The organism is Brevundimonas sp. AVps7 (assembly GCF_058681545.1).
Map to the genome: position 1 here is coordinate 826,767 of NZ_CM178742.1, position 25,513 is coordinate 852,279.

Genomic DNA, 25,513 nt, shown 5'->3' on the forward strand with positions numbered 1-25,513 from the left:
CCATCCCGTGATCTGGAGTTCCGGCATGTTCGTTTCCGCTCGTCGTTCGGCGCTCGCCGCCGTGTCCGCGCTCTCACTGACGGCCGCGCTCGCAGGACCGGTCCTTGCGCAGGATGCCGCGACCATCCGGAATGCAGAGCGCGTCCGCGACGCCGCCCTGAACGATTCCGTCGCCATGGACTACGTCACACAGCTGACGACGCGGTTCGGACCTCGTCCTGCCGGTTCGGCGTCTGAAACGGCCGCCGCGGAGTGGGCGGCCGGCTACATGCGTGAACTCGGGTTCCGCAACGTGCACATCCAGGCGTTTCCGCTGCTTGGCTGGGAGCGCGGCGAGGAGAGCGCCTCCATCGTCGGCGCCAACCCCCAGCGTCTGGCGGTCGCCGCTCTCGGACACTCGCCGGGCACGCCGGCCGGCGGCATCGAGGCCGAGGTCGTGCGCTTCGCTTCGCTAGAGGACCTTGCCGCCGTCCCCGACGGCTCTCTCGCCGGCAAGATCGCCTATGTCGACGCCGGCCAGATGGTCGCCATGCAATCGGGCGCCGGCTACGGCCCGCTGACCCGCATTCGCGGCGCCGGCCCGTCCGTGGCCGCCGCCAAGGGGGCCCTGGCCTTCGTCATGCGGTCCGCCGGGTCCGACGAGCATCGGATGCCGCATACCGGCACAACCCGGTATGTGAACGGCGTCGTCCCTCTGCCCGGCTTTGCCTTGAGCGCTCCCGATGCGGATCAATTGAGCCGACTGGTGTCCTACGGCGAGCCGGTGCGGATCCATCTGTCGTCGACGGCCCACACCTATGAGACCACCTCGCACAACGTCATCGGCGACATGCCGGGGCGTGGCGATCGGGCCGACGAGATCATCGTCCTGGGCTCTCACATGGACAGCTGGGATCTGGGCACCGGCGCCATCGATGATGGGGCAGGCGGCGCCATCACCATCGCGGCCGCCAAGGCCATCGCCGAACAGGGGCGCACAGCCCGGACGGTCCGCGTGATCCTGTACGGATCGGAAGAGGTCGCCCAGCCGACCAACACCGGCAATGGCGGCGGCGCCTATCTGCGCAGCCTGTCGGCCGAGGACATCGCCAATCACGTCTTCACCGGCGAGAGCGACTTTGGCGCCGACCGGGTCTACGCGCTGCAACTGCCCGTCGGCGCCCAGACCGGCGCCTTCGCCGATGCGGCCAACCGGGTCCTCTATCCGATCGGGGTGCTGCGCTCGAACGTCCCGGAGACGGAAGGCGGCGCCGACATCGGGCCGATCGTCGAGGCGGGCGTTCCCGTGTTCGGCCTGAAGCAGGACGGCCTGCGCTATTTCGACCTGCACCACACGGCAGACGATACCCTGGACAAGATCGACCCCGAACAGCTCCGCCAGAACGTGGCCGCCTGGGCTGCACTGGTCTGGCTGGTCGCGGACTCGGACGTCGATTTCCGGACGATGCGTCCGGCGGAGTGAGGGGCTGAAGCTGCGGGCGTGGCGAAACTGGTAGACGCAAGCGACTTAAAATCGCTCGACTTCGGTCATGCCGGTTCGACCCCGGCCGCCCGCACCAGCCTCCATCATCCGCGTCGGGCGAGAATCAGCCGTCGGATCCCAAGGAGGTCTGCCGCCCGCCTCCGGGGCGTGTGAACGGTCGCCACATAACGCTGGGCCGCGCGGGCCATCGCAAGCCGCTCCAGTGGATGGAAGATGAGCCGCTCGATCGCAGCGGTCAGGTTCTGCGGCGTGACCTCATCCAGATAGAGAGCGTGCGGCCCGCTGGCCTCGCGCAAGCCTCCGCGTCCGGAGGAGATCAACGCCGCGCCCGCCGCATGGGCCTCGACGGCAGTCAGGCCGAACGGTTCGGCCCAGATCGACGGCGTCAGCGCGATCGAGGCGGTCTGCATCTGGCGCAGGACGGTGGACAGCGGAACCGAACGCAGGACGGTCACGCGGTCTCCGTACCGGTTCAGCGTCGCCACATGGGGCGCGGCCCAGTGACGATGATCTTCCCAGTCGGCGAGCATCAGGACTGCGCGCCAGCGGGGATGACGATCCAGCACCTCGGGCAAGGCGGCGCAGATGACGTCCAGGCCCTTTTCCGGCATGGCTCGGCCGGCGAACGCGATGACCGGCTCGCGGTACTCGGGAGCGGCCAGCCAAGGCTCGATGTCTATCGGGTTGGGAACAGCGAAGGCCTTGTGGCCGAGCCGGGGATAGGCATTGGTGAACGTTGCGCGTTCCGCCTCGCTGACGAAGATGATGCCGTCCATCGCGGCGTAGCGTCGATTGTAGCGCCAGGCGTCAAAGGGATTGCGCGGCGCCTTCAGAGCGTTGTGACGGTAAAGGACGTGCGCCGTGTCCGGTATTGCTGAAGTGATCGCGACCGCCTGTTTCACCTGCTGGTGGTGTTCGATGATTCGGGGCCGGAAGGCGGACAGCTTCTCGATCAACACCCGGCGGCGGTCCGGTCCGGAGGGGAGGACCTCGACGCCGGGGAGACCGTGATCGTCGGCGCCCTCGCAGCAGAAGATCCGCGTGTTTTCGTTCCCCAAGGCCCCGGCCAGGGTACGAACCACGGTTTCCATCGAGTTGGGGTTGGTGCGGGAGAACCGGCAGCCCGACGGCAGCAGGATGGCGGTTCGAGGCGCCGTGCCCTGGCTGACGACGGGTCTGCCCGGCTTCTCTTCAATGATCCCGTATGGCGGCAGGATGCGAAGGCGCTGGGCGGGCGAGTTCATGTCGAGCATCCGGACCGCCGACCGCCGGGGGCGATCTCCAGGGCGGCGTTCGGATGAAGACGCCGCCCCTGCCGATCCGCCTCACGGGAGCCGGAGACCCGCGGGCGTCAGGCCGTGAGGGCTCTGGGAAGCTTGAAGGTCACAGTCTCCCGCTCGCCGGGATCGTCGGCGAGGGTGACGTCAAAGCGGTCCTGCAGCGCCTGGACCACGGCCTGAACGAGAGGTTCGGGAGCCGAGGCGCCGGCCGTGACGCCGACGGTCGACACACCCTCCAGCCAGGCCCAGTCGATGTGCGATGCATCGTCGATCAAACGGGCGTCGGCGGCGCCTGCGCGCAGGGCGACCTCGACCAGCCGCACCGAGTTGGAGGAGTTCTTCGATCCGACGACCAGCACCAAATCCGAACCGACGGCCAGTTGCTTGACCGCTTCCTGCCGGTTGGTCGTGGCGTAACAGATGTCTTCCTTGTGCGGGTCGGGCAGTTCGGGGAAGCGGCGCTTGAGGACGCGCAGGATTTCGGAGGTGTCGTCCAGCGACAGGGTCGTCTGGGTCGCATAGGCCAGCGGCAGCTCCCCGGGGCGCTGGAAGGCTTCCGCATCCTCGACTGTCTCGATCAGGCTGATCGCGCCGTCAGGTAGCTGACCCAGGGTGCCGACGACCTCCGGGTGGCCGGCGTGGCCGATCAGGATGATGTGGCGACCATTGGCGTGGTGACGCTCCGCCTCGACATGGACCTTGGAGACCAGCGGGCAGGTGGCGTCCAGGAACATCAGTTCGCGCGCGCGGGCCGTCGCCGGCACCGACTTTGGCACTCCGTGGGCCGAGAAGACCACCGGCCGGTCATCGGGGCATTCGTCCAGATCCTTGACGAAGACGGCGCCCAGCCCCTTGAGGCGATCAACGACGTGCCTGTTGTGGACGATCTCGTGCCGGACGTAGACGGGCGCGCCAAACTTCTCGATTGCGCGCTCGACGATCTGGATCGCGCGATCCACTCCGGCGCAGAAGCCGCGCGGCGTCGCCATGCGAACCGTCAGCGGTCGAAGCGCAACGTCGGGGGAGGGGGCGAACGCGTCCATGGACTGAACCTAGTCGTTCCGGGCCTGCGTCGCCACCGTGACGGGGCGGATAGGTTTGCGACGCCTCGCTTTAGCCGCTATCAGGCGGGAAGCCTGACCGCGTTCCGTCAGCGCCAGATTTCCGGATTTCTCAATGCGCCTTGCGACCGTCGCCCTCGCCGCCCTGGCGGTATTCGCCTCCACGAGCGCTCATGCCCAGAGCCCGAACCAGCGTGAGCGCGACCGCAGTGGCGGTCAGGGTCAGGAAGAAAGCCGTGAGAGCCGTCGTCCGCCGCGGATCGCCCCCCTGCGGTCGGTCGCCAACGCCGGGCCGTGCCCGTTTGTGAAGATCCTCTATGACGCCGCCCGGTTCGTGGAACTGGAGGGTGGTCGCGCGGCGGCGGCCAACGTCGGCTACACCGGTGAGATCGAAGGCGTCACCGCCGGCTGCGCCTACCAGGCGGATGAGCCGATCTCCGTTCAGATGAACATCCTGTTCAACCTCGGCCGGGGCCCGCGGGCCGACGGCGACCAGCGCACCTATCGCTACTGGATTGCGGTCACCGAGCGGAACGAAGCTGTCCTGGCCAAGGAATATTTCGACCTGCCGGTGAACTTCGAGGGCGCCACGACCGCGTCGGTTACCGAAGAGCAGTCGGTGATCATCCCGCGCGCCACCGCAGAGACCAGCGGCGGCAATTTCGAGGTCCTGATCGGCTTCGAGGTCACGCCCGAGATGGCCGAGTTCAACCGCACCGGCAGCCGCTTCCGCATGACGGCGGGCCAGGCCGCGGCGACCCCTCCGGCGCAATGACCGACCTCAGGACCGACCTCGGCGAAGCGGTCGCGGCCGCCTTCGCCGCCGAAGGCGTGGACGCATCGGTCGCGCGCGTCACAGCCTCCGACCGCCCCGATCTGGCCGATTTCCAGTCCAATGGGGCGCTGGCCGCCGCCAAGGCGCTGAAGGCAAACCCGCGTGAGTTGGCTGGCCGTGTCGCCGAACGACTGGCCGCCGATCCGCGCCTGTCGGGTGTTGAGGTCGCCGGCCCAGGGTTCATCAATCTGAAGCTCTCCGACGAGGCCCTGGCGCACCGGGCACAGGGCGTGGCTGATGATGCGGCGCTGGCGGGGGCGTCGAAGGTCGTCGAGCCGCGCAAGGTGGTGATCGACTATGCCGGGCCGAACGTCGCCAAGCCGATGCACGTCGGGCACCTGAGGTCCTCGATCATCGGCGAGAGCCTGAAGCGGCTGTTCCGGTTCCGGGGCGACACGGTCTGGGGCGACGCCCACTTCGGCGACTGGGGCTTCCAGATGGGGCTGCTGATCGTGGCCGTGGGCGACGAGGGCAAGGCAGACGCTTTCCTGGCCGACGGCGAGGGTCCGTTCCCGGACTACAGCCCGGTGACGCTGGACGACCTGGAGCGGCTGTATCCGCAGGCGGCGGCCAAGGCCAAGGAAGACACCGACTATCGCGACCGCGCCCGCAAGGCGACGGCGGAGCTGCAGGGCGGGCGGCTGGGCTACCGCGCCCTGTGGCGGCATTTCGTGGCGGTGTCGAAGACGGCGCTGGAACGGGAGTTCGGAGCGCTCGGCGTAACCTTCGACCTTTGGAACGGGGAGTCGGACGCCGATCCCCTGATCCCGGCCATGGTCGACGACATCAAGGCGCGGGGTCTGGCCGAGTTCGATCAGGGCGCCTGGATCATCCGGGTGGCGGAGGAGGGCGAGAAGCGCGAGCTGCCGCCCCTGCTGCTGGTCTCGTCGGAAGGCTCGGCCATGTACGGCACGACCGATCTGGCGACGATCCTGGACCGGCGGCAGTCGTTTGATTTCGACCTGGTCCTGTACTGCGTGGATCAACGTCAGGGTGATCACTTCGAGCAGGTGTTCCGGGCCGCCTACAAGGTCGGCTATGCGACGCCGGGCCAGCTGGAACACGCCGCCAACGGCACGATGAACGGGTCCGACGGCAAGCCCTTCAAGACCCGGGCGGGAGGCGTGCTGAAGCTGCACGACCTGATTACCCAGGCCCGGGACAAGGCGCGCGAGCGGCTGAAGGAGGCCGATCTGGGCGCCGATCTGTCGGAAGCCGAGTTCGAGGATACGGCATCGAAGGTGGCCGTCGCCGCCCTGAAGTTCGCCGACCTGTCGAACAGCCGGACCACGTCCTACGTCTTCGACCTTGACCGGTTCATGAGCTTCGAGGGCAAGACCGGCCCCTACCTGCTGTACCAGTCGGTGCGGATCAAATCCCTGCTGAGAAAGGCCGAGGCGCAGGGCGTGCTGGCCGGGCCGATCTTCGTCAAGGAGCCTGCCGAGCGGGATCTGGTGCTGACGCTGGACGCCTTCGATCAGGCCGTGTCGGACGCCTATGACAAGCGGGCGCCGCATCTGGTGGCCGAGCATGCCTACCGGCTGGCCCAGTCGTTCTCGAAATTCTACGCGGCCTGCCCTGTGCTGGCAGCGTCGGAGCCGGAGACGGTCGGGTCCCGACTGGCGCTCGCCGGAGCAGCGCTGAGCCAGCTGGAGACGGCGCTGCGGCTGCTGGGAATCGACACCCCCGACCGGATGTAGGTTAGACTGGCGCACCCAGAACGGATGCGACCCATGTCCCTCGACGCCTATATCGCCGGCTTGCCCAAGGCTGAGCTCCACCTGCACATCGAGGGCTCCCTCGAGCCCGAGCTGATGTTCGAGCTGGCCCAGAGAAACGGGGTCCAGATTCCGTTCGACAGCGTCGAGGCGGTGCGGGCGGCCTATGACTTCTCGAACCTGCAGGACTTCCTCGACATCTATTACGCCGGGGCCAATGTCCTGCTGACGCGCACGGATTTCGAGGACCTGGCCTTCGCCTATTTCCAGCGGGCGGCGGCGGACAACGTGCGTCACTCGGAAATCTTCTTCGATCCCCAGACCCACACCGACCGGGGCGTGGAGTTTGGCGTTGTGGTCGAGGGGCTGATCGCCGGGATGGACCGGGCAAAGGCGGAACTGGGCGTGACGTCCGGCCTGATCCTGAGCTTCCTGCGGCACCTGTCGGAGGAAGAGGCCTTCGCCACGCTGGAGATGGCCAAGCCGTATCTGCACCACTTCATCGGGGTCGGGCTGGACTCATCCGAGGTCGGGCATCCGCCGTCGAAGTTCGTCCGGGTCTTCGCAGCCGCGCGCGAGCTGGGTCTGAAGCTCTGCGCCCATGCCGGGGAGGAGGGGCCGCCGGCCTATGTGCATGAGGCGCTGGACCTGCTGAAGATCGACCGGATGGATCACGGCAACCGCTCGATGGAGGACGAGAGCCTGATCCAGCGACTGGCGGCCGAGCAGATGACGCTGACGGTCTGTCCGCTTTCGAACCTGAAGCTCTGCGTCGTCAACGATCTGAAAGATCACCCGGTGCCCGAGATGCTGCGTCGGGGCCTGCACGTGACGCTGAACTCGGACGACCCGGCCTATTTCGGCGGCTATGTGAACGCCAACTACTCAAGGCTGGCGGAGGCCGTGGGGCTGAGCAAGGAGCAGGTGACGCAGCTGGCGAAGAACAGCTTCGAGGGGTCGTTCCTGCCGGACGCGGACAAGCTGAAACTGATGGCCGAGGTCGACGCCTACGCGGGCTGAGTTTCGTCCGTCTGTCCGGACGAAAAACACCCTGACGAAACGGACGAAACGGACGAAACGGACGAAATCCGTTTGCTCGCCCTCTCCGCGAACCGTGCGTGCATTGTACGTCAGCGGGATACCAAGGCGCACAAACAGGGTCGAACGGGGCTCTGGATCAGGCGTGGCGGTGTTTCGGCATGCGCATAAGAAAATATGCTCGACACTAATTCCGTGCGCTCGGCAGGGGTGCACGGGGAGGCACATGAAAAGGGCGCTCCCGCAGGAGCGCCCTTCGTCCATCCGGATTCTTCAGGTTCAGATCGGCAGGATGGCGGTGCCGAACGCCCGTTTCAATTCGTGCGCCGCGAACTGCTGGGCCACGGCCGCGTCGGGAACGACCAGGGCCATGCCGAAGAACTCGTGTGTCGAGCCGTGGAAGGTCTTCGATCGGGTATCCACGCCGGCGGCCTCCAGCTTTTCGGCCAGCTGCTGGCCCTCGGTACGCAGGGGGTCGATCTCCGCCATGATGAGGGTGGATGAGGGCAGGCCACGCAAGTCGGCGGCGCCTACGACATTGACGCGCGGGTCGGCGGTTTCAGACGGGTCGTTGAAGGTGTGTTTCACGAACCATTCGATCATGGCCTTGTTCAGAGGTTTGGCCTCTGCGTTCTCGACATAGCTCTCGTTGGTCAGGTCGTTGCCGACGAGCGGATAGACGAGCACCTGGTGCATCGGCGCGGGCAGGCCCTGATCGCGGGCCGCGATCGAGACGTTGATGGCCAGGTTGCCGCCGGCGCTTTCACCCATGACGGCGATCTTCCGGGGGTCGCCGCCGATCGTCTGGGCGTTGGCGACCGCCCACTTCCAGGCCGCGACGGCGTCCTCGTGGGCGGCGGGGAACCTGTTCTCGGGGGCCTGGCGATAGTGGACGGACAGGACGACCACGTCGGCGAAACGGGAGACACCTCGCGGGCCGCCGTCATAGACATCGAGGTCGGCGATGACGAAGCCGCCGCCGTGGAAGTAGACCACCAGCGGCTTCAGATCGTCGCTGTCGAGGTTGGGCGAATAGACGCGGGCCTGCAGCGGGCCGGCGGCGCCGTCGATGGTGATGTCGCGGGTCTGGATGCCCAGGGTGGGGTCCTGATCCTTTATCGTCTCCTGCAGGATCGCCTTCACTGCGTCGGTCGGCGTCGGCTGAAGGCGGGCTTCCTGGGGCGACAGGGTCTCGATCGGCTTGCCGCCGAGACGGGCCAGATGGTCGAGGACATGCTGCATCGGAATGTCGGCCTTGGCCGGCGTGACGCGCGGCTGGTCATGATCACCGAAGATTTTATCGAGGATAGACATGGACTTCTCCGAGGCAGGAAGGCGTTTGGGGATGCAGGGCTAAACCCGGCTCAAACGCGCTTGTTCCCAAGCTCAAGCTTGACTCGGGGCTGGAGTCGGGGCCTTGGTCACCTCGCTCTCGCGGGAGAGATCGGGCGGCCTCAAAGCCGACCCGGAGCCGAAGGCGCAACCGCCCCGGAAACGCTCAGGCAAACGGACCGCGAGGACATTCGGACGCTGGAAAGTCGGTCCAGAGCTCTAGGGCTTGGGGACCGCGCCGACGGAGCAAGACGCCCTGGTTTCGGGCGTTGGAATCTCTCAGGCTTCAGGACAGCGGGGGCGCGAGGACGGCGGAGCTTTCCGCCTCGATACGCGACCCTGAAAGTCTGGACCCGCATGACCGATGAAACGCTGAAGACCACCGTCCTGAACGCCGCGCATCGCGCGTTGGGAGCCCGCATGGTCGGGTTCGGCGGATACGACATGCCCGTGCAGTACGAGGGCGTCCTGGCCGAGCACCGCTGGACGCGCGAGCACGCCGGCCTGTTCGACGTGTCGCACATGGGCCAGTGCAAGATCACCGGCGCCGACGCGATCGACCAGTTCCAGCGCTTCGTGCCGGGCGACTATCAGGTGCTGAAGTCGGGCCGCCAGAAATACAGCCTGCTGCTGAACGAACAGGGCGGCATCATTGACGACCTGATGGCCGGCAAGCCCGATCACGACGGCCTGTTCGTGGTCGTCAACGCCGGCAACAAGGACGAGGACTTCGCCTTCTGGGCCGAGCATCTGTCGGGCGACGCCAAGCTGACCGTGCTGGACGACCGCGCCCTGATCGCGATCCAGGGCCCGGAAGCCGCCGAGGTCATGGCGAAGCATGAGCCGGTGCTGGCCGAGTTCGGCTTCATGGACTGCGCGCGGCTGATGCTGTTCGGGGTCGACTGCTATGTCTCTCGCTCGGGCTATACGGGCGAGGACGGCTACGAGATTTCCGTGCCGGCGGCGGACGCCGAGCGGGTGTGGAACACCATCCTTGAAGACGCCCGTGTCAAGCCGATCGGTCTGGGCGCGCGGGACAGCCTGCGCCTGGAAGCCGGCCTTCCGCTGCACGGGCATGACATCGATCCGGGCACGTCGCCGGTCGAGGGCGCCCTGACCTTCGCCCTGTCGAAGTCGAGGAAGGAAGCCGCCGACTTCAACGGCGCCGAACGCATCCTGAAGGAGCTGGCCGAGGGGCCTTCGCGGGTGCGCATCGGCCTGAGCGTCAAGGAAGGCGCGCCGGCGCGTGAAGCCGCAGAGATCGCCGATCTGGACGGGAACGTCATCGGCAAGGTGACCTCGGGCGGGCCGTCGCCGACGCTGGGTCGCAACATCGCCATGGGCTATGTGCCGCCGTCGCACGCCGCTCTGGGGACCGAGTTGAAGGTCATCGTGCGCGGCAAGGCCGCCGCCGCCGAGGTCATCGACATGCCGTTCGTCGCCCAACGCTATTACCGCAAACCGAAAGCCTGATCCCCCGGTCACGCCGGGGGATAACGAGAAAAAGGAACACACCATGCACTTCACCAAGGATCACGAGTGGGTTCGCCTCGACGGCGACGTCGCCACTGTCGGCATCACCAAACACGCCGCCGACCAGCTGGGCGACGTGGTGTTCGTCGAGACGCCGGAAGCCGGCAAGACCGTCGGCAAGGGCGACAGCTTCGCCGTCGTCGAGAGCGTCAAGGCGGCTTCGGACGTCTATGCGCCGGTGTCGGGCGAGGTGATCGAGGGCAACGCCGTGCTGGCCACTGCGCCTGAGACCGTCAACGCCGACGCGGAAGGCGAGGGCTGGTTCGCCAAGATCAAGGTGTCGGACGCCGGCCAGATCGACGGCCTGATGGACCGCGCTGCCTACGACGCCTACCTCGCCTCGCTCTGATTTCCTCTCACGCTCGGACCTCCCCGCCATGCGTTACCTGCCCCTGACCCCCGACGACCGGACGGCAATGCTCGCCGCCATCGGCGTGAAATCGATCGACGACCTGTTTGTCGACGTGCCCCATGCGGCGCAGCGCGACGGATTTGTCGACCTGCCCCACGTCATGGGGGAGCTCGAAGTGGATCGCGCGCTGTCGGCCATGGCGGCGCGGAACGTGGCGGCGGGATCGCGGCCGTTCTTCTGCGGGGCGGGCGCCTATCGCCACCATGTGCCGGCGACGGTGGATCACGTGATCCAGCGTTCGGAGTTCCTGACCAGCTACACCCCCTACCAGCCGGAGATCGCGCAGGGGACGCTGCAGTATCTCTATGAGTTCCAGACCCAGGTCGCGAACCTGACGGGCATGGATGTGGCCAACGCCTCGCTCTACGACGGCTCGACGGCCATGGCCGAGGGCGTGCTGATGGCGACGCGGGTCACGCGCCGGAACAAGGCGGTCATCTCGGGCGGGGTGCATCCGCACTACGTCCGGGCGACCGAGACGGTGGTGCACGCTGTGGGCGTCGAGACCGAGGTCCTGGCCGCCGCCGTGGACGCCGAGGCCGACGTCATCGCCCGGATCGGCCCGGACACCGCCTGCGTCGTCGTCCAGACCCCGAACGTCTTCGGCACGGCCACCGACGTGACGAAGATCGCCGAGGCGGCCCATGCCGCCGGCGCCCTGCTGATCGTTGTGGTCACCGAGGCCGTGTCGATGGGCCTGCTGAAGTCGCCGGGCGAGATGGGCGCCGACATCGTCGCCGCCGAGGGCCAGTCGATCGGCAACGCCCTGAACTACGGCGGACCCTACGTCGGCCTGTTCGCCACCCGCGAGAAGCTGATCCGCCAGATGCCGGGCCGCCTGTGCGGCGAGACGGTGGACGCCGACGGCGAGCGGGGCTTCGTCCTGACCCTGTCGACGCGCGAGCAGCATATCCGCCGCGACAAGGCGACGTCGAACATCTGCACCAACTCGGGCCTGTGCAGCCTGGCCTTCACCATCCACATGAGCCTGCTGGGCGAGACGGGGCTGCGGAAGCTGGCCCTGCTGAACCACGAGAAGGCCTTGGCGACGCGGGATGCGCTGGCCGCGATTCCGGGGGTCGAGATCCTGACCGGCCGGTTCTTCAACGAGTTCGCCGTGAAGCTGCCGAAGAACGCCGCCGAGGTGGTCGATCAACTGGCCGCGCATCACGTTCTGGCGGGCGTGCCCTACAGCCGCCTGGCCCCCGACGCCGGCATGGACGACGTCCTGCTGGTCTGCGCGACTGAGACGACGCTGGATGCGGACATCCAGATCCTCGCCAAGTCCCTGACCAAGATCCTGGGAGCCTGAAGATGAGCACGATGAACACCGTCGGCCGCCCGACCGCGCCCACCGCGGTCGACCACGACTACAAGCATCCGACCCTGACCGGCGGGCGGGGCCTGTTGCAGGACGAACTGCTGATCTTCGAGGGCGACGGCTGGGGCAAGACCGGGGTCGATCTGCCCGAACCGAAGACGGACGGCGGCGATCTGGGCGACCTGATCCGGCGCGATCCGATCGGTCTGCCGGGCCTCTCGGAGCCCGAGACGATGCGCCACTATGTGCGGCTGTCGCAGAAGAACCACGCCATCGACCTGGCCCTCTATCCGCTGGGGTCGTGCACGATGAAGCACAATCCGCGCCTGAACGAGAAGATGGCGCGCCTGCCGGGCTTCTCGGACATCCACCCGCTGCAGCCGATCTCGACGGTGCAGGGGGCGCTGGAGCTGATGGATGAGCTGTCGCACTGGCTGAAGACCCTGACCGGCATGCCGGCCGTCGCCCTGTCGCCCAAGGCGGGCGCGCATGGCGAGCTGTGCGGCCTGATGGCTATCCGCGCGGCGCATGAGGCTTCAGGTCAGCATGAGCAGCGGCGCAAGGTGCTGGTGCCGACCTCGGCCCACGGGACCAACCCGGCCACCGCCGCCTTCGTCGGCTATTCGGTGGTCGAGGTCGCCCAGACCGACGACGGCCGCGTCGACGTGGCCGACCTGGCGTCGAAACTGGGGCCGGACGTGGCCGCCATCATGGTGACCAACCCGAACACCTGCGGTCTGTTCGAGCGCGACATCCTTGAGATCAGCCGCCTGACGCACGAGGCGGGAGCGTATTTCTACTGCGACGGCGCCAACTTCAACGCCATCGTCGGCCGGGTGCGCCCGGGCGATCTCGGCGTCGATGCCATGCACATCAACCTGCACAAGACCTTCTCGACGCCCCACGGCGGCGGCGGACCGGGTGCGGGTCCGGTGGTGCTGTCGGAAGCCCTGGCCCCGTTCGCCCCGGCCCCGTGGGTCGTGCACGGCGCCGATGGCTATGACCTGATCGAACGGGAAGAGGGCGATGCGGCCCAGGCCTTCGGCCGGATGTGCGCCTTCCAGGGCCAGATGGGCATGTATGTCCGCGCCCTGTCCTACATGATGAGCCACGGCGCCGACGGCTTGCGTCAGGTCGCCGAGGACGCCGTCCTGAATGCCAACTACATCAAGGCCCGCCTGTCGGACGTGATGTCGGCGGCCTTCCCGGACGGCCCCTGCATGCACGAGGCCCTGTTCGACGACGAGTGGCTGAAGGGCACGGACATCACCACGCTCGACTTCGCCAAGGCGATGATCGACGAGGGCTTCCATCCGATGACCATGTATTTCCCCCTCGTCGTTCACGGCGCCATGCTGATCGAGCCGACCGAGACGGAATCCAAGGCCGAGCTGGACCGGTTCATCAACGCCCTGCGTCTTCTGGCCCAGGCGGCCAAGGCCGGAGAGGTCGAACGGTTCAAGGGGGCGCCGTTCCATGCGCCTCTGCGTCGCCTCGACGAGACCCGCGCGGCGCGTTCACCGAAGCTGCGCTGGACGGCTCCGGAAGGCACCAACATCGCGGCGGAGTAACCCTCCTCAGCCAGGCGTCCGGCGCGGGGCGGCGAAGGCCGCCCTGCCGTGAAATTCAGGGCGGTTGTCGTCATCCGAGGCCAGCGAGGCCTCGGATGATACTTTCGGCCCCTTGAGCGCACAGGATAACGCCATGGCGAACTGGACCACACGGAACATCCCGGATCAGAGCGGCAAGCTCGCCATCGTCACCGGCTCTACGGGCGGGACAGGATACGAAACCGCGCTGGAGCTTGCCCGGAAGGGGGCGGACGTCGTGATCGCCGCCCGCAATCCAGCGAAGGGGGATACTGCCGTAGCCCGCATCCGCCAGGCCGTGCCGAACGCCAAAGTCCGGTTCGAGGCCCTTGATCTGGCCAGCCAGGCCTCGGTCGGCGCCTTCGCCGACCGCCTGCTGCGGGACGGGCGGCCGATCGACGTCCTGGTCAACAACGCCGGAGTCATGGCCCTGCCGACCCGGGAGGAGACGGTTGACGGGTTCGAGATGCAGCTGGCGACCAACTACCTCGGCCACTTCGCCCTGACGGCGCGGCTGCTGCCGTTACTGAAGGCGGGGAAGGCGCGGGTGGTGTCCCTGTCGTCGATCGCTCACCGGCGCGGTCGGATCGCCTTCAACGATCTCAACGCTGAGCATGGCTACAGCGCATGGCCGGTCTATGCCCAGTCCAAGCTGGCCATGTTGATGTTCGGTCTGGAGCTCGACCGCAGGAGTCAGGCGAACGGCTGGGGCCTGACCAGCATCGCCGCCCATCCCGGGGTGGCGCGGACGGGGCTGGTCGCGGCGGGGCCCCTGGGGCGGAGGCCTGTTGCCCGCCTGGTCATGAATGTCCTCCTTCCACCGATCGCGCCGCTGTTCAGCAACTCGGCGGCGGGCGGGGCACTGCCGATCCTGATGGCGGCGACGGACCCCGCAGTGCCGGGCGGCGCCTATGTCGGCGTTACGCGGATGCGGGAAATGAAGGGGCCGCCGGGGCCGGCCAGGCCGGAGCCGAAAGCGCTGGATCAGGCCGCCGCCGCGCGACTGTGGGATGCGACCGAGGCCCTGCTGGGTGTCCGTTTCGCGTGATATCGTTCTGCAACGACGAAGCACGCACCTGAAAAGCCGCTGAAGGCGGACATCGTCAGGCTCCGCGTACCGGCGGTGCGAAACCGTGCTCCATCCTGTCGTCGGTGCGTGCCTGAAGCTCGACGCCATAGGCGTTCTCGCTCGCATCGCCGCGCCCTTCTGCAGGCCGTCTCGGGCTGGTTCGTCAGTCGCCGAGGCGGGGCGCGGCGTAGTTCCGGGACAGGATCGTCTTGGGCGACTGGCCGTAGGCGTTGGCGGTCGGCTCGCCGTCGAGGAAGCCGAGAGTGATCAGGAAATAGAGGCCGCAGATCACGCTGATGAGGGCGAAGGCGAACAGGAAGGCGCCGGCGAACGGTATCGGCGGCAGCTCAAGCCCAGCGGCCAGAACCATCATCGGAACAAAACTCCAGCCATAGCTGACCGCCTGGTAGACGATCACGCCGCCGCCGGACTGGCCGCGGTCGTGCGATCGACGCACGCCGGCGGCGGTCTGGATCCAGAAGACCAGAGCGCCGACCGCCAGATTCAGGACAACGATGGCTCCAGGCTTGGGGGCGCTTCTCGCGAGGCTGGACCAGTCGCCTCCCGAGACCGCAAGCGAGACGACGATGATGACAAGGCTGCCGAGCACGGCCGCGCCTATGCTGGCCAACCACCATTCCGAGCGACGAGCGCGACCTTCGAAGCTGAATAGTGCCGAGATAGTACCCATCGTCAGACGGGGCTTGGCTGGCGAGCGGTGAGGCTTGGCTCGACATCATCCTCGGCCTTGGCGTTGGGCCGAACCCCGTAGCGATTCTCGTGTAGGTCGCCCGGCAGGAAAATTAGGACGGCGAACAAGGCCTGGGCGCCCACGAAGGGCACGAGCGCGATACAGGCGTAATAGCCGGGCCGGCCCATGTCCTGAAGCCGGCGGGAGCTCAGGCTCCCGAACACCAACAGCGCGCCGATAAGGGCAATGCCGAGCGCGGAATAGCGCAGGGCGTGGTGATCGCTCCTGTGAACCGCCCTATCGACAGCCTTACCGTAGACCTCCAGATCGCCCTGCCAAAGAGGGTTCAGGACGAGGACGCCTTCGGTGAAGCTGCTAAAGTCGAGCACCAGCCGGTGGGCGACCACGAGCGCGATGCCGAGCCCAAGGACCGAGAACAGATAGGCCAGCCGGGACAGTCGTCCCCGGCCTGTAAATAGGTTGACCATCGGCACCCTCCGCAGGGGTCAAGTCTAGCGCAGGTTGTGAGAACCGCAACGACAGGATGATCGGAGTGCGGTCTGCCCGATTGGTTTCTTCCGCAACTGCGAAGCACGCGGTTGTGACTGTGGCCGAATAGCGTCCTGACGCGACAGGCGTAGAGTCCTCCCCGCGTTATCGGAACGGAAACAAGCGTTGGGAGGCGCTGTCGTTATGATGTCACGCGTACAGAAGGGCGTAATCGCTGGCTTGTTCGCCACCGTCGCTGTGTCGTTACTCGAAGCTGTGAACCTGTTTGCTGGACCGTGGGTGGAGCCGTTTCCGCTGTTCGTGGCCAGTCTGATCGGGATGACCGGAAACCTGGCCGTGGGGTGGATCGCCCACTTCGTCGCCGGGGCGGTGATCCTGGGTGGCCTGTTCGGGATCCTGTGCCCCCGGATGCCGGGCCAGACCGCCGAGACCAAGGGCATCATCTTCGCCGTCGGCGCCTGGGCGGTGCTGATGGTGACGGTGTTCCTGTTCGGCGATCCGCGGATCTTCCGCGGCTCCGGCGGGTTCGGAATGGTCGCCTGGATGCTGGTCAGCCACGCCGTGTTCGGCATCGTGCTGGGCAATGTCTACGCCCGGCTGGTGGCGCGTGAGAAGCGCGCCACCAAGCTGATGGACGGGGTCGCCGCGGCTCACTAGTCCCGGATCACGTCCGGGATGACAAATGAGAAGGGCGGCGCACCGGTCTGGTGCGCCGCCCTTTTCGTTGTCGCTGACGAAGCGGCCTAGTTCAGGCGCGTGCCGATCTGGGCGATGGCGGCGTCGAGCAGGGGATCGGTCTTCGCGCCTGCGATGCGGGCGGTCAGGATGGTCTCGGCGGCCTGGGCGGCGACCTCGGCGGCGGCGGCCTTGACCTCGGCGGTGGCCTGAACCTCGGCTGAGGCGATGCGGCGTTCGGCCAGGGCCTGACGACGGGCCAGGGTCTCTTCGAGGCGGACCTTGGCGTCGGCTTCCATGATGCGGGCGTCGGCTTCGGCGGCGGCGAGCATGTCGCGGGCCTGGGCCTCGGCGGCGGCCTTCTCGGCGCGGATGCTGGCCAGCAGGGCCTCGGCCTCGGCGCGCAGGCGCTGGGCCTCATCAAGCTCGGACTGGATCTTGGCGCCCTTGGCGTCGAGTTGGCCGGCGACCAGTTTCGGCACGCCGACGAAGACGCAGATGCCGATGAAGATCAGCAGGCCGACAGCGACCCAGAGTTCGGCGTTGTCGAGGCTGTAGAGATGCGGATTGAAGAATTCCATCAGGCGGCGCCCTTCACGGCGGCGGCGGTTTCGGCAGCAGTCGGGGCCCTGCCGGTCAGGCGCGCGACGATGGCCGAGGCGGTGTCGGCGGCGATGGTGGCGACATTGGCCATGGCGGCGTCGCGGGTCTTGCCTATGGCGGTCTCGGCCTCGGCGATGCGGGCGTTGACGACGGCTTCTTCCTCGGCGGCGCGACGGTTGGCTTCGTCGGTGACGCGGGCCTTGGCGGCGACGGAGGCGGCGCGGCTGTCGGCGCGGGCCTTCTCGACCTCGGCCTTGGCGGCCTCGGCCTGGCCGGCGGCTTCGGCCTGGACCTGACGGGCCGTGGCTATGGCGGTGGAGATGGTGCTTTCACGCTCGTCGAACACGCGGCGCATGCGCGGGGCAAAGACCTTGGCGATCAGCAGATAGAGGATGGCGAACAGGAAGATCAGATAGACGATCTGTCCGAACCAGTGCTGGAACTCGAACTGGGGCAGGCCGCCGCCTTCGCCGTGAGCGGCTTCGGTGGAGGCGTGCGTCGTCGCGACATCGACTGTGCCGGGCGCGTGGGTGACGAGTTCGGGCGTGTGTGCAGTCATGGTCCGTCTGTTCTGAAAGTCAGGCGAAAAGGCGCGGCGGCCGGATCACCGGCGCCGCGCCTGATCGGAAGTCGGCGATTAGGCCGAGTAGATCAGGATGCCCAGAACGAAGGACAGGATGCCCAGGGCCTCGGCCAGGGCGGCGCCCACGAACAGGTTGCCGATTTGCGAGCCGGCGGCCGACGGGTTGCGCAGGGCGCCCGTCAGGAACGAGCCGAAGATGTTGCCGACGCCGATGCCGGCGCCGATCATGCCGGTCATTGCGAGGCCGGCGCCGATGAGCTTGGCGGCTTCTGCTTCCATAATCTTTAGTCCTAGTCTGAGGTTGGTTGGGTGGAACGGAACTGGGTGTGGGCTTTAGTGCCCGTGGCCCAGGTTGACCACATCGTTGAGGTAGATGCAGGTCAGAACGGCGAAGACGAAGGCCTGGAGGAAGGCCACCAGGAACTCCAGCGCGGTCAGGCCGACGGTCATGCCCATCGACAGCAGGGCGATCGGGATACCGAGGCCCAGGCCGACGGAACCGCCGACGCCCACGACCACGAAGCCGGCGAAGACCTTCAGGGCGACGTGGCCGCCCATCATGTTGCCGAACAGACGAAGGGTCAGGGTGACCGGGCGCAGCAGGAACGAGACGAACTCGATGATGATCACGAAGGGCAGGACCGGCCACGGCACGCCCGACGGCACGAACAGCTTGAAGAAGCCCAGTCCGTGCTTGGCGAAACCGATAACCAGCACCAGCAGGATGGTCAGCACGCCGAAGGTGGCGGTGACGGCGATCTGCGAGGTGGCCGTGAAGGTCAGGAACAGGCCGATGAAGTTCATGGCCAGGATGAAGGTGAAGACGGTGAAGACGAACGGGAACAGCTTCCTGCCGTCATGGCCGATGATGGAATCGACGATGCCGTCGATCATGCCGAACATGGTCTCGCCGGCGGACTGCCAGCGACCCGGGACGACCCTGGCGCCGGCGGTCACGACCTGAAGGAACAGGACCACCAGGCCGAAGGCGATGGTCATGGCCAGGTGCGAGTTCGTGAAGGCCAGCTGCTGCTCGCCGATGACAGGCAAGGTCACCGTGCCGAAATCGACAAGCGGAACGATCTGGAACTGGTGAAGCGGATCAGCCATGGGCGCCTTTAGTCTTCTTCGTCATCGTCGAAGGGAACCGACTTCGGCTCCACTCCGCTTGCTTTCGCCTGGGCCATCAGGCGTTGCGCCGTCGACCAGGCCATCCAAACCGAAACGGCGAAGCCCATAAGGACGCCGCCGATCAAACCCCAGGGATTGGTATGGAAATACCAGTCCACGATGGCGCCGAGCGCCAGACCCACAAACACGCCGCCGAACAGGTCGGCGATGATCCGCCACGCCTGACCGGCCGCCGCCTGACCCGCTGCTTCGTGAGAAACTTCGCGGTTCGTGCGCGCCTCCAGAGCGGATGCGCTTTCGGTGAGGCGTTTGATCGCCTCTTCGCGCGATTCCGGGGGCAGGGACATGGGCTTTGTTTGTTTCGAACCCCGCCCGGCCACGCATGGATTTGCGGGCCCCGACAGGGGTCTGAATTCGGCGCGGAACCTATAGGCGAGGGGCCGGAAGGTCAAGGCGCGGGCGGATCGGGGTAAGGTGTTGAATTGTCGCGGGTCTGGCAGGCTCCGCTGAACCATCTCCCGGTGGGAGAGCGAAGTTACGCCGCCATCCGCTCCCACGCCTTACCCACCGGCAGGATGTCCAGCCCGGCCGCCTTCGCCGACCGGATCACGCGGTCCAGATCGTCCGGCGTGCAGCCGTAGCGGGTGGGGCCGACCATGACGTCGTGGCCGTAGGCGACGAGCCAGCCGCGACGCCCGGCGGTTTCGGCCATCAGGGCCTCGAGGTCGTAGCCGGGGAGGCGGCGGCTTTCGAGGCCGATGGCCTGGAGGTTGGCGCGGTCGGCGCTGCCCGCATTGACGCCATCGCGGATGCCGCGGGCAAGCTTGAACCGATCGGCGACGACGGCCTTGGCTCCGACGGAGACGTCGCCATAGGGCCAGGCGAAGGTTGTCATGACGTGGCCGTCGAGCCGCTCGGCGACCCAGGCGGCGTTGCGGTCGAGGTCCGCGGCGTACTCACCGGGGGAGACCTTCAGCGCCGAGGTGTGGCCGAAGGTATGGCAACCGACCTCGTGGCCGGCGGCGAACAGCTGTTGCAGGTGGTCGGTCGAGAACTGGGGCAGGCCGAGGTTTTCACCGTCAGACAGGCCGCCGGCGACATAGTAGGTGGCCGTGACGCCGTGTTCTTTCAGGATCGGGCCAGCCTCGGTCCAGGCGCTGACCGGAATGTCGTCGAAGGACAGGCTGAACACGCCGCGCTGCGGGCGGACGGGGGCGGAACGGACGCCGAGGTAGCGGCCGCCTCTGCGGCGCATCTTGTCGAGAAATGCGGACATGGGGCCATGATGCACAGGTCGGCTTAAGGGCGGTTGAACGCGATCAGCGCGTCTTCGGCTTCAATGCCCGCCCCGCCACCACGGCGGAGGCGCCGAACTTCTGGCGCAGGGCGTCGATGGTGGTCTCGGTCTTGAGGGTGCGGCGTTCGGGGGAGGCGAACAGGCCCTCAGGCAAATCCTCGGCGTCCTGGATGTCGGCCAGGCCGATACCGATCAGGCGGTAGGGGCGGCCGAGTTCGGGGGCGAGAAGCTCGCGGCCGATGGCGAACAGGGCGCGGGCGGTCTGGACCGGGTCGGGCATCGTCTTGCGTCGGGTGACGATCTTGAAGTCCGCCCGGCGCAGTTTGAGGACGACGACGCGGCTGGCGACGCCGTCTCGGCGGGCCTTGGAGGCGACCTTCTCGCACAGGGGCCAGAGTTCGGCTTCGAGGTCTTCGAGGGCCGTCAGGTCGGTGTTGAAGGTGTTCTCGGCGCTCATGCCGCGCCGGTCGTGCTCGGGGTTCACGGAGCGGGCGTCGCGGGCGTGGGCGAGGTCGTGGAGGCGCAGGCCCGTCTCGCCGTAGCGTTTGACGAGGTCGCGGACGTCGGCGGCGGCCAGATCACCGACGGTGGCGAAGCCGTCCGAGACCAGGGTCTTGCCGAAGACGGGGCCGACGCCGGGGAGGATGCGGACGGACTTGGGGGCCAGCAGCGCCCGGGCGTTCGCTGCGCCGATCACGGAGAAGCCGCGGGGCTTGTCGAGTTCGGAGGCGATCTTGGCGAGGAATCGGTTGGGGGCGAGGCCGATGGAGACCGAAAGGCCCGTCTCGTCCTCGATCCGCTTCTGGAGGCGGATGAGCTGGAGGGCCGGCGGGCCGCCGTTGAGGCGTTCTGTACCGGAGAGATCGATCCACGCCTCGTCCAGCGACAGGGTCTGGACCAGGGGCGTGAGCTCTCCGACGAAACGGAAGATGCGCTCCGATTCGGGGACGTATTTGGAGAAGTCCGGCTTGATCACCACGGCGTCTGGGCAGGCCTTCAGCGCCTTGAACATCGGCATGGCCGAATGGACGCCGGACTGGCGCGCGATGTAGCAGCAGGTGGACACAACGCCGCGCACGCCGCCGCCGACGATAACCGGCCTGTCGCGCAGTTCCGGGCGGTCGCGCTTCTCCACCGAGGCGTAGAAGGCGTCGCAGTCGAGGTGGGCGATCGACAGCTGGTCCAGCTCGGGATCGCAGACCACGCGCGGCGAGCCGCAGGCCGGACAGCGCCGGACGGCATCCTCTCCGGTCCGGAGGCATTCGCGACAGATGGCTTTCATGGTGAAGCTTGAATTCCCGACTTCACCCCAACTTAAGACTGGATCGGCATGATCCCAATCGAACAGGGCGAAAAGCCTCCGAGCGCATCCTGCGCGTCAGTCGAGGCGGCCAGACCGGGTGAAGATGTCCAAGAAAGTCCTCATCGTCGAGGATAACGAGCTGAACATGAAGCTGTTTCATGATCTGCTCGACTCGCAGGGCTATCAGATCCTGCAGACCCGCGAGGGACTGCAGGCGATGGCCCTGGCGCGCCAGCACATGCCCGATCTGATCCTGATGGACATCCAGCTGCCCGAGATCTCGGGTCTGGAAGTGACCAAATGGCTGAAGGACGACGAGGAACTGGCCCACATCCCGATCATCGCGGTGACGGCCTTCGCCATGAAGGGCGACGAGGAACGGATCCGGCAGGGCGGCTGCGAGGCCTATATCTCCAAGCCGATCTCGGTGATGCATTTTCTGGAAACGGTGAAGAAACACCTGAACCAGCCAGTAACGGTGGGATAGCTTTCCGATGACCGCGCGTATTCTTGTGGTCGACGACGTCGAGGCCAATGTCCGCCTGCTCGAGGCGAAGCTGACGCTCGAATACTATGACGTGCTGACGTGCCAGGACGGGGCGACGGCGCTGAAAATGGCGGCGGCGGAACAGCCCGACATCATCCTGCTGGATGTCATGATGCCCGGCATGGACGGGTTCGAGACCTGCCGGCGCCTGAAGGCCGATCCGACGACCAACCACATTCCCGTCGTGCTGGTGACAGCGTTGGACGGACGCGAGGACCGGATCAAGGGGCTGGAGGCCGGGGCCGACGACTTCGTCACCAAGCCGCTGGACGACGTGGTCCTGTTCGCCCGGGTGCGGTCGCTGACCCGGCTGAAGCTGGTCATGGACGAGCTGCGCGAGCGCGAGGAGAGCGGACGCCGGCTGGGGGTCACGACGGACGGGGCCGGGCGGCTGCGTGGGTCCGGCGGCCGGGTCCTGATCGTCGACGACAATGCGCGCCAGGCTTCCCGGATCGCCGAGGAGCTGACGCGTGAGCATCGGCCCTCGATCGAGACCGACGCCGGCGACGGGCTGATTGCGTCCAAGGGCGCGATCGACCTGATGATCATCAATGTGGCGGCGGCCGAGTTCGACGGCCTGCGCCTGATCGCCCAGGTGCGGTCGGCCGAGCCGACGCGGCATCTGCCCATCCTGGCGGTGGTCGATCCGGCGGATCGGACAAGACTGGTCAAGGCGCTGGAGCTGGGCGTCAATGATATCCTGATGAGGCCGGTGGATCCCGAGGAACTGGCGGCGCGGGCGCGGACCCAGGTCCGGAGGAAGCGCTACACCGACTTCCTGAAGGAGAAGCTGGACTACAGCCTGGAGATGGCCGTCACTGACGCCCTGACCGGGCTGCATAACCGACGCTACATGGCCGGGCAGCTTCAGGCGTTTGTCACGCGGGCGGCCCAGGGCGGCGAGCCGGTGTCGGTGCTCGTCCTGGACATCGACCACTTCAAGAAGGTCAACGACGGCTTCGGCCATGACGCGGGCGATGAGGTTCTGCGCGAGTTCGCCGTTCGTCTGGCCACCAACGTCCGGGCCGTCGACCTGCCTTGCCGGCTTGGGGGCGAGGAGTTCGTCGTCGTCATGCCGGGTACGAAGCTCGAGGACGCGCACCGTATCGCCGAGCGCATCCGCCGCGACGTCGGCTCGACGCCTTTTCGCGTGATGGGCGGACAGGAGCACCTGACGGTGACCATCTCGATCGGGGTGGCGGCGTCGCTGGGTGCGGACGACACGCCCGACGCCCTGCTGAAGCGCGCCGACGAAGGCGTCTACGAGGCCAAGGCCACGGGGCGCGACCGGGTCATCGCCCGGGCGGCCTAGGCCTGACAGCAAAACGCCCGGTCGTTGCCGACCGGGCGCTTCAGAACCAGCGTGGGATCAAGCCTTACTTGATCTTGCCTTCCTTGAACTCGACGTGTTTGCGCACGACCGGGTCGTACTTCTTGACGACCATCTTCTCGGTCATCGTGCGGGCGTTCTTCTTGGTGACGTAGAAGAAGCCGGTGTCGGCCGTGGAGTTGAGGCGGATCTTGATGGAGGCGGGCTTTGCCATCGGAAATTACCTTTGCGACGGCGGTTGAGCCGTAAAATGAGAGGCGCGGAACATACTCAGGGAAGTTGCGAAGTCAACGGGCGTCTTGGCGCCTTGAGAATGATGTCGTGACGCGCGAGGCTCCTCGCATGAAAATCGCCCTGATAGCGGCCTGCGCCGCCCTGCTGTCCGCCTGCGCCACCGCGCCCGTTCCGTCCAGCCCGCAGGACGCCTTCATGGCCAACCTGAACGACCTGTGCGGAAAGCGTTTCGAGGGAAGGGTGGTGACGACCGACGCCGCCGACGCCGACTTCGCCAACAGTCGGCTGCTGATGCATGTGCGCGACTGTTCGCCCACGGAGGTCGGCATCCCGTTCGCCGTGGGCGAGGATCGCTCGCGCCGCTGGATCGTCACGCGGACCGAGGCGGGCCTTCGCCTGAAGCATGATCACCGCGATCCCGAGGGGGTCATCCATGGCTATCACATGTATGGCGGCGACAGCGCCGGACCGGGCACGGTCTCGCGCCAGGAGTTTCCCGTGGACCAGGAGTCGATCGACCAGTTCATCGCAGGGGGCGCCGAGGTCTCGACCACCAATGTCTGGGCCGTCGAGGTCCACCGGGGCCGGATGTTCGCCTATGAGCTGCGCCGGCCCGCCGGACGGTTCCTGCGGGTGGAGTTCGACCTCACGAAGCCGGTGGCCGAGTAGAGGCGGACCGCCGGTCTTGACCTGAAGGGCCTCCAAGCGTAAACGCGCCGGACTTTCGAGACGGGTCCTTTCCGGAGGCCCATCCTGATCGTCACAATTGAACGGACGGGCTGTGCCCGCCGGAACGCCCGAAGCGCGCGTTCCGGTTTTTTCGTTTGGTCGTGCCGCATCCGGTCTCGAACGACCCCGGGCGGTCCTGAAGGGCCGTTCAAAAGAAGGAAACCGAGGCGCCCCGGCCGACAGGCACACGCCTCCATCAGAAGTCGAGACTGTCTACCGATGCCTACGATCAACCAGCTGATCCGCAAGCCCCGCAAGCCCAAGCCCGTGCGCAACAAGGTGCCGGCTCTGGAGGGTTCGCCCCAGCGCCGCGGCGTTTGCACCCGCGTCTATACGACGACCCCGAAGAAGCCGAACTCGGCTCTGCGTAAGGTCGCCAAGGTCCGTCTGGCCAAGAGCGGCTACGAAGCCGTGTGCTACATCCCCGGCGAGGGCCACAATCTTCAGGAGCACTCGGTGGTCCTGATCCGCGGCGGCCGCGTGAAGGACCTTCCCGGCGTTCGCTACCACATCCTGCGCGGCGTGCTCGACACGCAAGGCGTCAAGGACCGCAAGCAGCGCCGTTCGCACTACGGCACCAAGCGTCCGAAGTAAGCGACCCGCACTTTCCAGATTCAGCCGGTTTCATCCGGCTTCTTCCAGACACCGATTTAGAAGGCCTGCCCCATGTCACGTCGCCACCGCGCCCAGAAACGCGAAGTCCTGCCGGATCCCAAGTACAAGGATCTGACCGTCACCAAGTTCATGAACTACGTCATGTACGAGGGCAAAAAGGCCGTCGCCGAAAACATCGTCTACGGTGCGTTCGAAATCCTGGCCGACAAGAAGAAGGACTTCGAGCCGGTCCAGACCTTCCACACCGCCCTGGAAAACGTCCAGCCGTCGGTCGAAGTCCGGTCGCGTCGCGTCGGCGGCGCCACCTATCAGGTTCCGGTCGAGGTTCGCCCCGACCGTCGCCGCGCCCTGGCCATCCGCTGGCTGGTGAACGCTGCGCGCAAGCGTGGTGAGAACACCATGACCGAAAAGCTGGCCGCCGAGCTGCTGGACGCCTCGAACAACCGCGGCACCGCGGTCAAGAAGCGTGAAGACACCCACAAGATGGCCGAAGCCAACCGCGCCTTCAGCCACTACCGCTGGTAGGCGTCTTAAAACCGCCCACTAACGACCCTATCTAGAGACTATCCGGCGCGGGCGGTTTGAGATAAATCG

General features: G+C 66.9%; 28 protein-coding genes, 1 tRNA gene and 2 riboswitches. Of the genes, 16 read left to right on the top strand and 13 right to left on the bottom strand.

Annotation, left to right across the window (positions count from 1 at the left end; translation table 11 throughout):
- Nucleotides 1-25 precede the first annotated feature (25 nt).
- Together ACW17Y_RS04115 and ACW17Y_RS04120 are read left to right on the top strand one after the other, a co-directional pair.
- Nucleotides 26-1,462: a M20/M25/M40 family metallo-hydrolase gene (locus ACW17Y_RS04115; RefSeq protein WP_492037515.1), complete on the top strand. Its 1,437-nt coding sequence runs from the start codon at nt 26-28 to the stop codon at nt 1,460-1,462.
- A 12-nt stretch (nt 1,463-1,474) separates the two neighbouring features.
- A tRNA-Leu gene (locus ACW17Y_RS04120) sits at nt 1,475-1,559 on the top strand.
- A gap of 7 nt (nt 1,560-1,566) precedes the next feature.
- Here ACW17Y_RS04120 and ACW17Y_RS04125 read toward each other — a convergent pair.
- On the bottom strand, nt 1,567-2,727 hold the full coding sequence (locus ACW17Y_RS04125; RefSeq protein WP_492037516.1) for a glycosyltransferase family 4 protein: 1,161 nt from the start codon (nt 2,725-2,727) through the stop codon (nt 1,567-1,569).
- Between the two features lie 107 nt (nt 2,728-2,834).
- Nucleotides 2,835-3,806, bottom strand: coding sequence for a 4-hydroxy-3-methylbut-2-enyl diphosphate reductase (ispH, locus tag ACW17Y_RS04130; RefSeq protein ID WP_492037517.1), 972 nt, complete (start codon nt 3,804-3,806; stop codon nt 2,835-2,837).
- Nucleotides 3,807-3,939: 133 nt separating this feature from the next.
- On the opposite strand from ispH, the gene ACW17Y_RS04135 reads away from it, so the two are divergent.
- The 3 genes from ACW17Y_RS04135 to ACW17Y_RS04145 are packed head-to-tail and all read left to right on the top strand — an operon-like array spanning nt 3,940 to nt 7,397.
- Nucleotides 3,940-4,599 carry a Tat pathway signal sequence domain protein gene (locus ACW17Y_RS04135; RefSeq protein WP_492037518.1) on the top strand — a complete coding sequence of 220 codons (660 nt, stop codon included), beginning with the start codon at nt 3,940-3,942 and terminating at the stop codon, nt 4,597-4,599.
- Nucleotides 4,596-6,359, top strand: a complete 1,764-nt coding sequence (argS, locus tag ACW17Y_RS04140; RefSeq protein ID WP_492037519.1) for an arginine--tRNA ligase — start codon at nt 4,596-4,598, stop codon at nt 6,357-6,359. Before ACW17Y_RS04135 ends, argS begins: the two co-directional genes overlap by 4 nt.
- Nucleotides 6,360-6,383: 24 nt before the next feature.
- Entirely contained in the window at nt 6,384-7,397 is a 1,014-nt protein-coding gene (locus ACW17Y_RS04145) for an adenosine deaminase (RefSeq protein ID WP_492037520.1), read from the top strand.
- Between the two features lie 297 nt (nt 7,398-7,694).
- On the opposite strand, the gene ACW17Y_RS04150 is transcribed toward ACW17Y_RS04145, so the two are convergent.
- Nucleotides 7,695-8,729: an alpha/beta hydrolase gene (locus ACW17Y_RS04150; protein ID WP_492037521.1), complete on the bottom strand. Its 1,035-nt coding sequence runs from the start codon at nt 8,727-8,729 to the stop codon at nt 7,695-7,697.
- Nucleotides 8,730-8,840: 111 nt separating this feature from the next.
- A riboswitch (glycine riboswitch) is annotated at nt 8,841-8,939 on the top strand.
- A 4-nt stretch (nt 8,940-8,943) separates the two neighbouring features.
- Nucleotides 8,944-9,044, top strand: a riboswitch (glycine riboswitch).
- A 60-nt stretch (nt 9,045-9,104) separates the two neighbouring features.
- On the opposite strand from ACW17Y_RS04150, the gene gcvT reads away from it, so the two are divergent.
- The 5 genes from gcvT (at nt 9,105) to ACW17Y_RS04175 (ending at nt 14,650) form a co-directional block, all read left to right on the top strand.
- Nucleotides 9,105-10,220, top strand: a complete 1,116-nt coding sequence (gcvT, locus tag ACW17Y_RS04155) for a glycine cleavage system aminomethyltransferase GcvT (RefSeq protein ID WP_492037522.1) — start codon at nt 9,105-9,107, stop codon at nt 10,218-10,220.
- Nucleotides 10,221-10,263: 43 nt separating this feature from the next.
- Nucleotides 10,264-10,629 (top strand): glycine cleavage system protein GcvH, encoded by a 366-nt coding sequence (gene gcvH / locus ACW17Y_RS04160; protein ID WP_492037523.1) that lies wholly within the window; start codon nt 10,264-10,266, stop codon nt 10,627-10,629.
- A 28-nt stretch (nt 10,630-10,657) separates the two neighbouring features.
- Entirely contained in the window at nt 10,658-12,004 is a 1,347-nt protein-coding gene (gene gcvPA, locus ACW17Y_RS04165; protein ID WP_492037524.1) for an aminomethyl-transferring glycine dehydrogenase subunit GcvPA, read from the top strand.
- A 2-nt stretch (nt 12,005-12,006) separates the two neighbouring features.
- Nucleotides 12,007-13,584, top strand: a complete 1,578-nt coding sequence (gcvPB, locus tag ACW17Y_RS04170) for an aminomethyl-transferring glycine dehydrogenase subunit GcvPB (RefSeq protein ID WP_492037525.1) — start codon at nt 12,007-12,009, stop codon at nt 13,582-13,584.
- Between the two features lie 133 nt (nt 13,585-13,717).
- The gene (locus tag ACW17Y_RS04175; RefSeq protein ID WP_492037526.1) at nt 13,718-14,650 is read left to right on the top strand and encodes an SDR family oxidoreductase; all 933 of its coding nucleotides are present in this window, start codon (nt 13,718-13,720) and stop codon (nt 14,648-14,650) included.
- Between the two features lie 184 nt (nt 14,651-14,834).
- Here ACW17Y_RS04175 and ACW17Y_RS04180 read toward each other — a convergent pair whose 3' ends face one another.
- Both ACW17Y_RS04180 and ACW17Y_RS04185 read right to left on the bottom strand, forming a co-directional pair.
- Nucleotides 14,835-15,281 (bottom strand): DUF805 domain-containing protein, encoded by a 447-nt coding sequence (locus ACW17Y_RS04180; protein WP_492037527.1) that lies wholly within the window; start codon nt 15,279-15,281, stop codon nt 14,835-14,837.
- An 83-nt stretch (nt 15,282-15,364) separates the two neighbouring features.
- Nucleotides 15,365-15,850: a DUF805 domain-containing protein gene (locus ACW17Y_RS04185; RefSeq protein WP_492037528.1), complete on the bottom strand. Its 486-nt coding sequence runs from the start codon at nt 15,848-15,850 to the stop codon at nt 15,365-15,367.
- Nucleotides 15,851-16,058: 208 nt separating this feature from the next.
- Between ACW17Y_RS04185 and ACW17Y_RS04190 the strand changes: the two genes are divergently transcribed.
- A complete protein-coding gene (locus ACW17Y_RS04190) occupies nt 16,059-16,529 on the top strand; it encodes a DUF6789 family protein (protein WP_492038239.1) in 471 nt (156 codons plus the stop codon).
- 86 nt (nt 16,530-16,615) lie between these two features.
- On the opposite strand, the gene ACW17Y_RS04195 is transcribed toward ACW17Y_RS04190, so the two are convergent.
- The 7 genes from ACW17Y_RS04195 to ACW17Y_RS04225 all read right to left on the bottom strand — a co-directional run bounded on the left by ACW17Y_RS04195 (nt 16,616) and on the right by ACW17Y_RS04225 (nt 21,443).
- Nucleotides 16,616-17,128 (bottom strand): F0F1 ATP synthase subunit B, encoded by a 513-nt coding sequence (locus ACW17Y_RS04195; RefSeq protein WP_492037529.1) that lies wholly within the window; start codon nt 17,126-17,128, stop codon nt 16,616-16,618.
- Nucleotides 17,128-17,709 (bottom strand): F0F1 ATP synthase subunit B family protein, encoded by a 582-nt coding sequence (locus ACW17Y_RS04200; protein WP_492037530.1) that lies wholly within the window; start codon nt 17,707-17,709, stop codon nt 17,128-17,130. The genes ACW17Y_RS04195 and ACW17Y_RS04200 overlap by 1 nt, the downstream gene beginning before the upstream one ends.
- Nucleotides 17,710-17,787: 78 nt before the next feature.
- Complete coding sequence (locus ACW17Y_RS04205; RefSeq protein ID WP_269516148.1) at nt 17,788-18,012, bottom strand: F0F1 ATP synthase subunit C; 225 nt, start codon at nt 18,010-18,012, stop codon at nt 17,788-17,790.
- A gap of 54 nt (nt 18,013-18,066) precedes the next feature.
- A complete protein-coding gene (locus ACW17Y_RS04210; protein ID WP_492037531.1) occupies nt 18,067-18,843 on the bottom strand; it encodes a F0F1 ATP synthase subunit A in 777 nt (258 codons plus the stop codon).
- A gap of 8 nt (nt 18,844-18,851) precedes the next feature.
- Nucleotides 18,852-19,211, bottom strand: coding sequence for an AtpZ/AtpI family protein (locus tag ACW17Y_RS04215; RefSeq protein ID WP_492037532.1), 360 nt, complete (start codon nt 19,209-19,211; stop codon nt 18,852-18,854).
- Nucleotides 19,212-19,399: 188 nt separating this feature from the next.
- Complete coding sequence (locus ACW17Y_RS04220; RefSeq protein WP_492037533.1) at nt 19,400-20,140, bottom strand: polysaccharide deacetylase family protein; 741 nt, start codon at nt 20,138-20,140, stop codon at nt 19,400-19,402.
- A gap of 43 nt (nt 20,141-20,183) precedes the next feature.
- Nucleotides 20,184-21,443, bottom strand: coding sequence for a DNA polymerase IV (locus ACW17Y_RS04225; protein WP_492037534.1), 1,260 nt, complete (start codon nt 21,441-21,443; stop codon nt 20,184-20,186).
- 124 nt (nt 21,444-21,567) lie between these two features.
- Between ACW17Y_RS04225 and ACW17Y_RS04230 the strand changes: the two genes are divergently transcribed.
- Together ACW17Y_RS04230 and ACW17Y_RS04235 are read left to right on the top strand one after the other, a co-directional pair.
- Entirely contained in the window at nt 21,568-21,951 is a 384-nt protein-coding gene (locus tag ACW17Y_RS04230) for a response regulator (RefSeq protein ID WP_298158273.1), read from the top strand.
- A gap of 7 nt (nt 21,952-21,958) precedes the next feature.
- A complete protein-coding gene (locus tag ACW17Y_RS04235; protein ID WP_492037535.1) occupies nt 21,959-23,323 on the top strand; it encodes a PleD family two-component system response regulator in 1,365 nt (454 codons plus the stop codon).
- Nucleotides 23,324-23,387: 64 nt separating this feature from the next.
- On the opposite strand, the gene rpmG is transcribed toward ACW17Y_RS04235, so the two are convergent.
- Nucleotides 23,388-23,555, bottom strand: coding sequence for a 50S ribosomal protein L33 (rpmG, locus tag ACW17Y_RS04240; protein ID WP_003164451.1), 168 nt, complete (start codon nt 23,553-23,555; stop codon nt 23,388-23,390).
- Between the two features lie 128 nt (nt 23,556-23,683).
- Between rpmG and ACW17Y_RS04245 the strand changes: the two genes are divergently transcribed.
- The 3 genes from ACW17Y_RS04245 to rpsG all read left to right on the top strand — a co-directional run bounded on the left by ACW17Y_RS04245 (nt 23,684) and on the right by rpsG (nt 25,444).
- Nucleotides 23,684-24,244 carry a hypothetical protein gene (locus ACW17Y_RS04245; protein WP_492037536.1) on the top strand — a complete coding sequence of 187 codons (561 nt, stop codon included), beginning with the start codon at nt 23,684-23,686 and terminating at the stop codon, nt 24,242-24,244.
- A 279-nt stretch (nt 24,245-24,523) separates the two neighbouring features.
- A complete protein-coding gene (gene rpsL / locus ACW17Y_RS04250; protein ID WP_013269204.1) occupies nt 24,524-24,898 on the top strand; it encodes a 30S ribosomal protein S12 in 375 nt (124 codons plus the stop codon).
- Nucleotides 24,899-24,970: 72 nt separating this feature from the next.
- Nucleotides 24,971-25,444, top strand: a complete 474-nt coding sequence (gene rpsG / locus ACW17Y_RS04255) for a 30S ribosomal protein S7 (RefSeq protein WP_056615544.1) — start codon at nt 24,971-24,973, stop codon at nt 25,442-25,444.
- Nucleotides 25,445-25,513 lie beyond the last annotated feature (69 nt).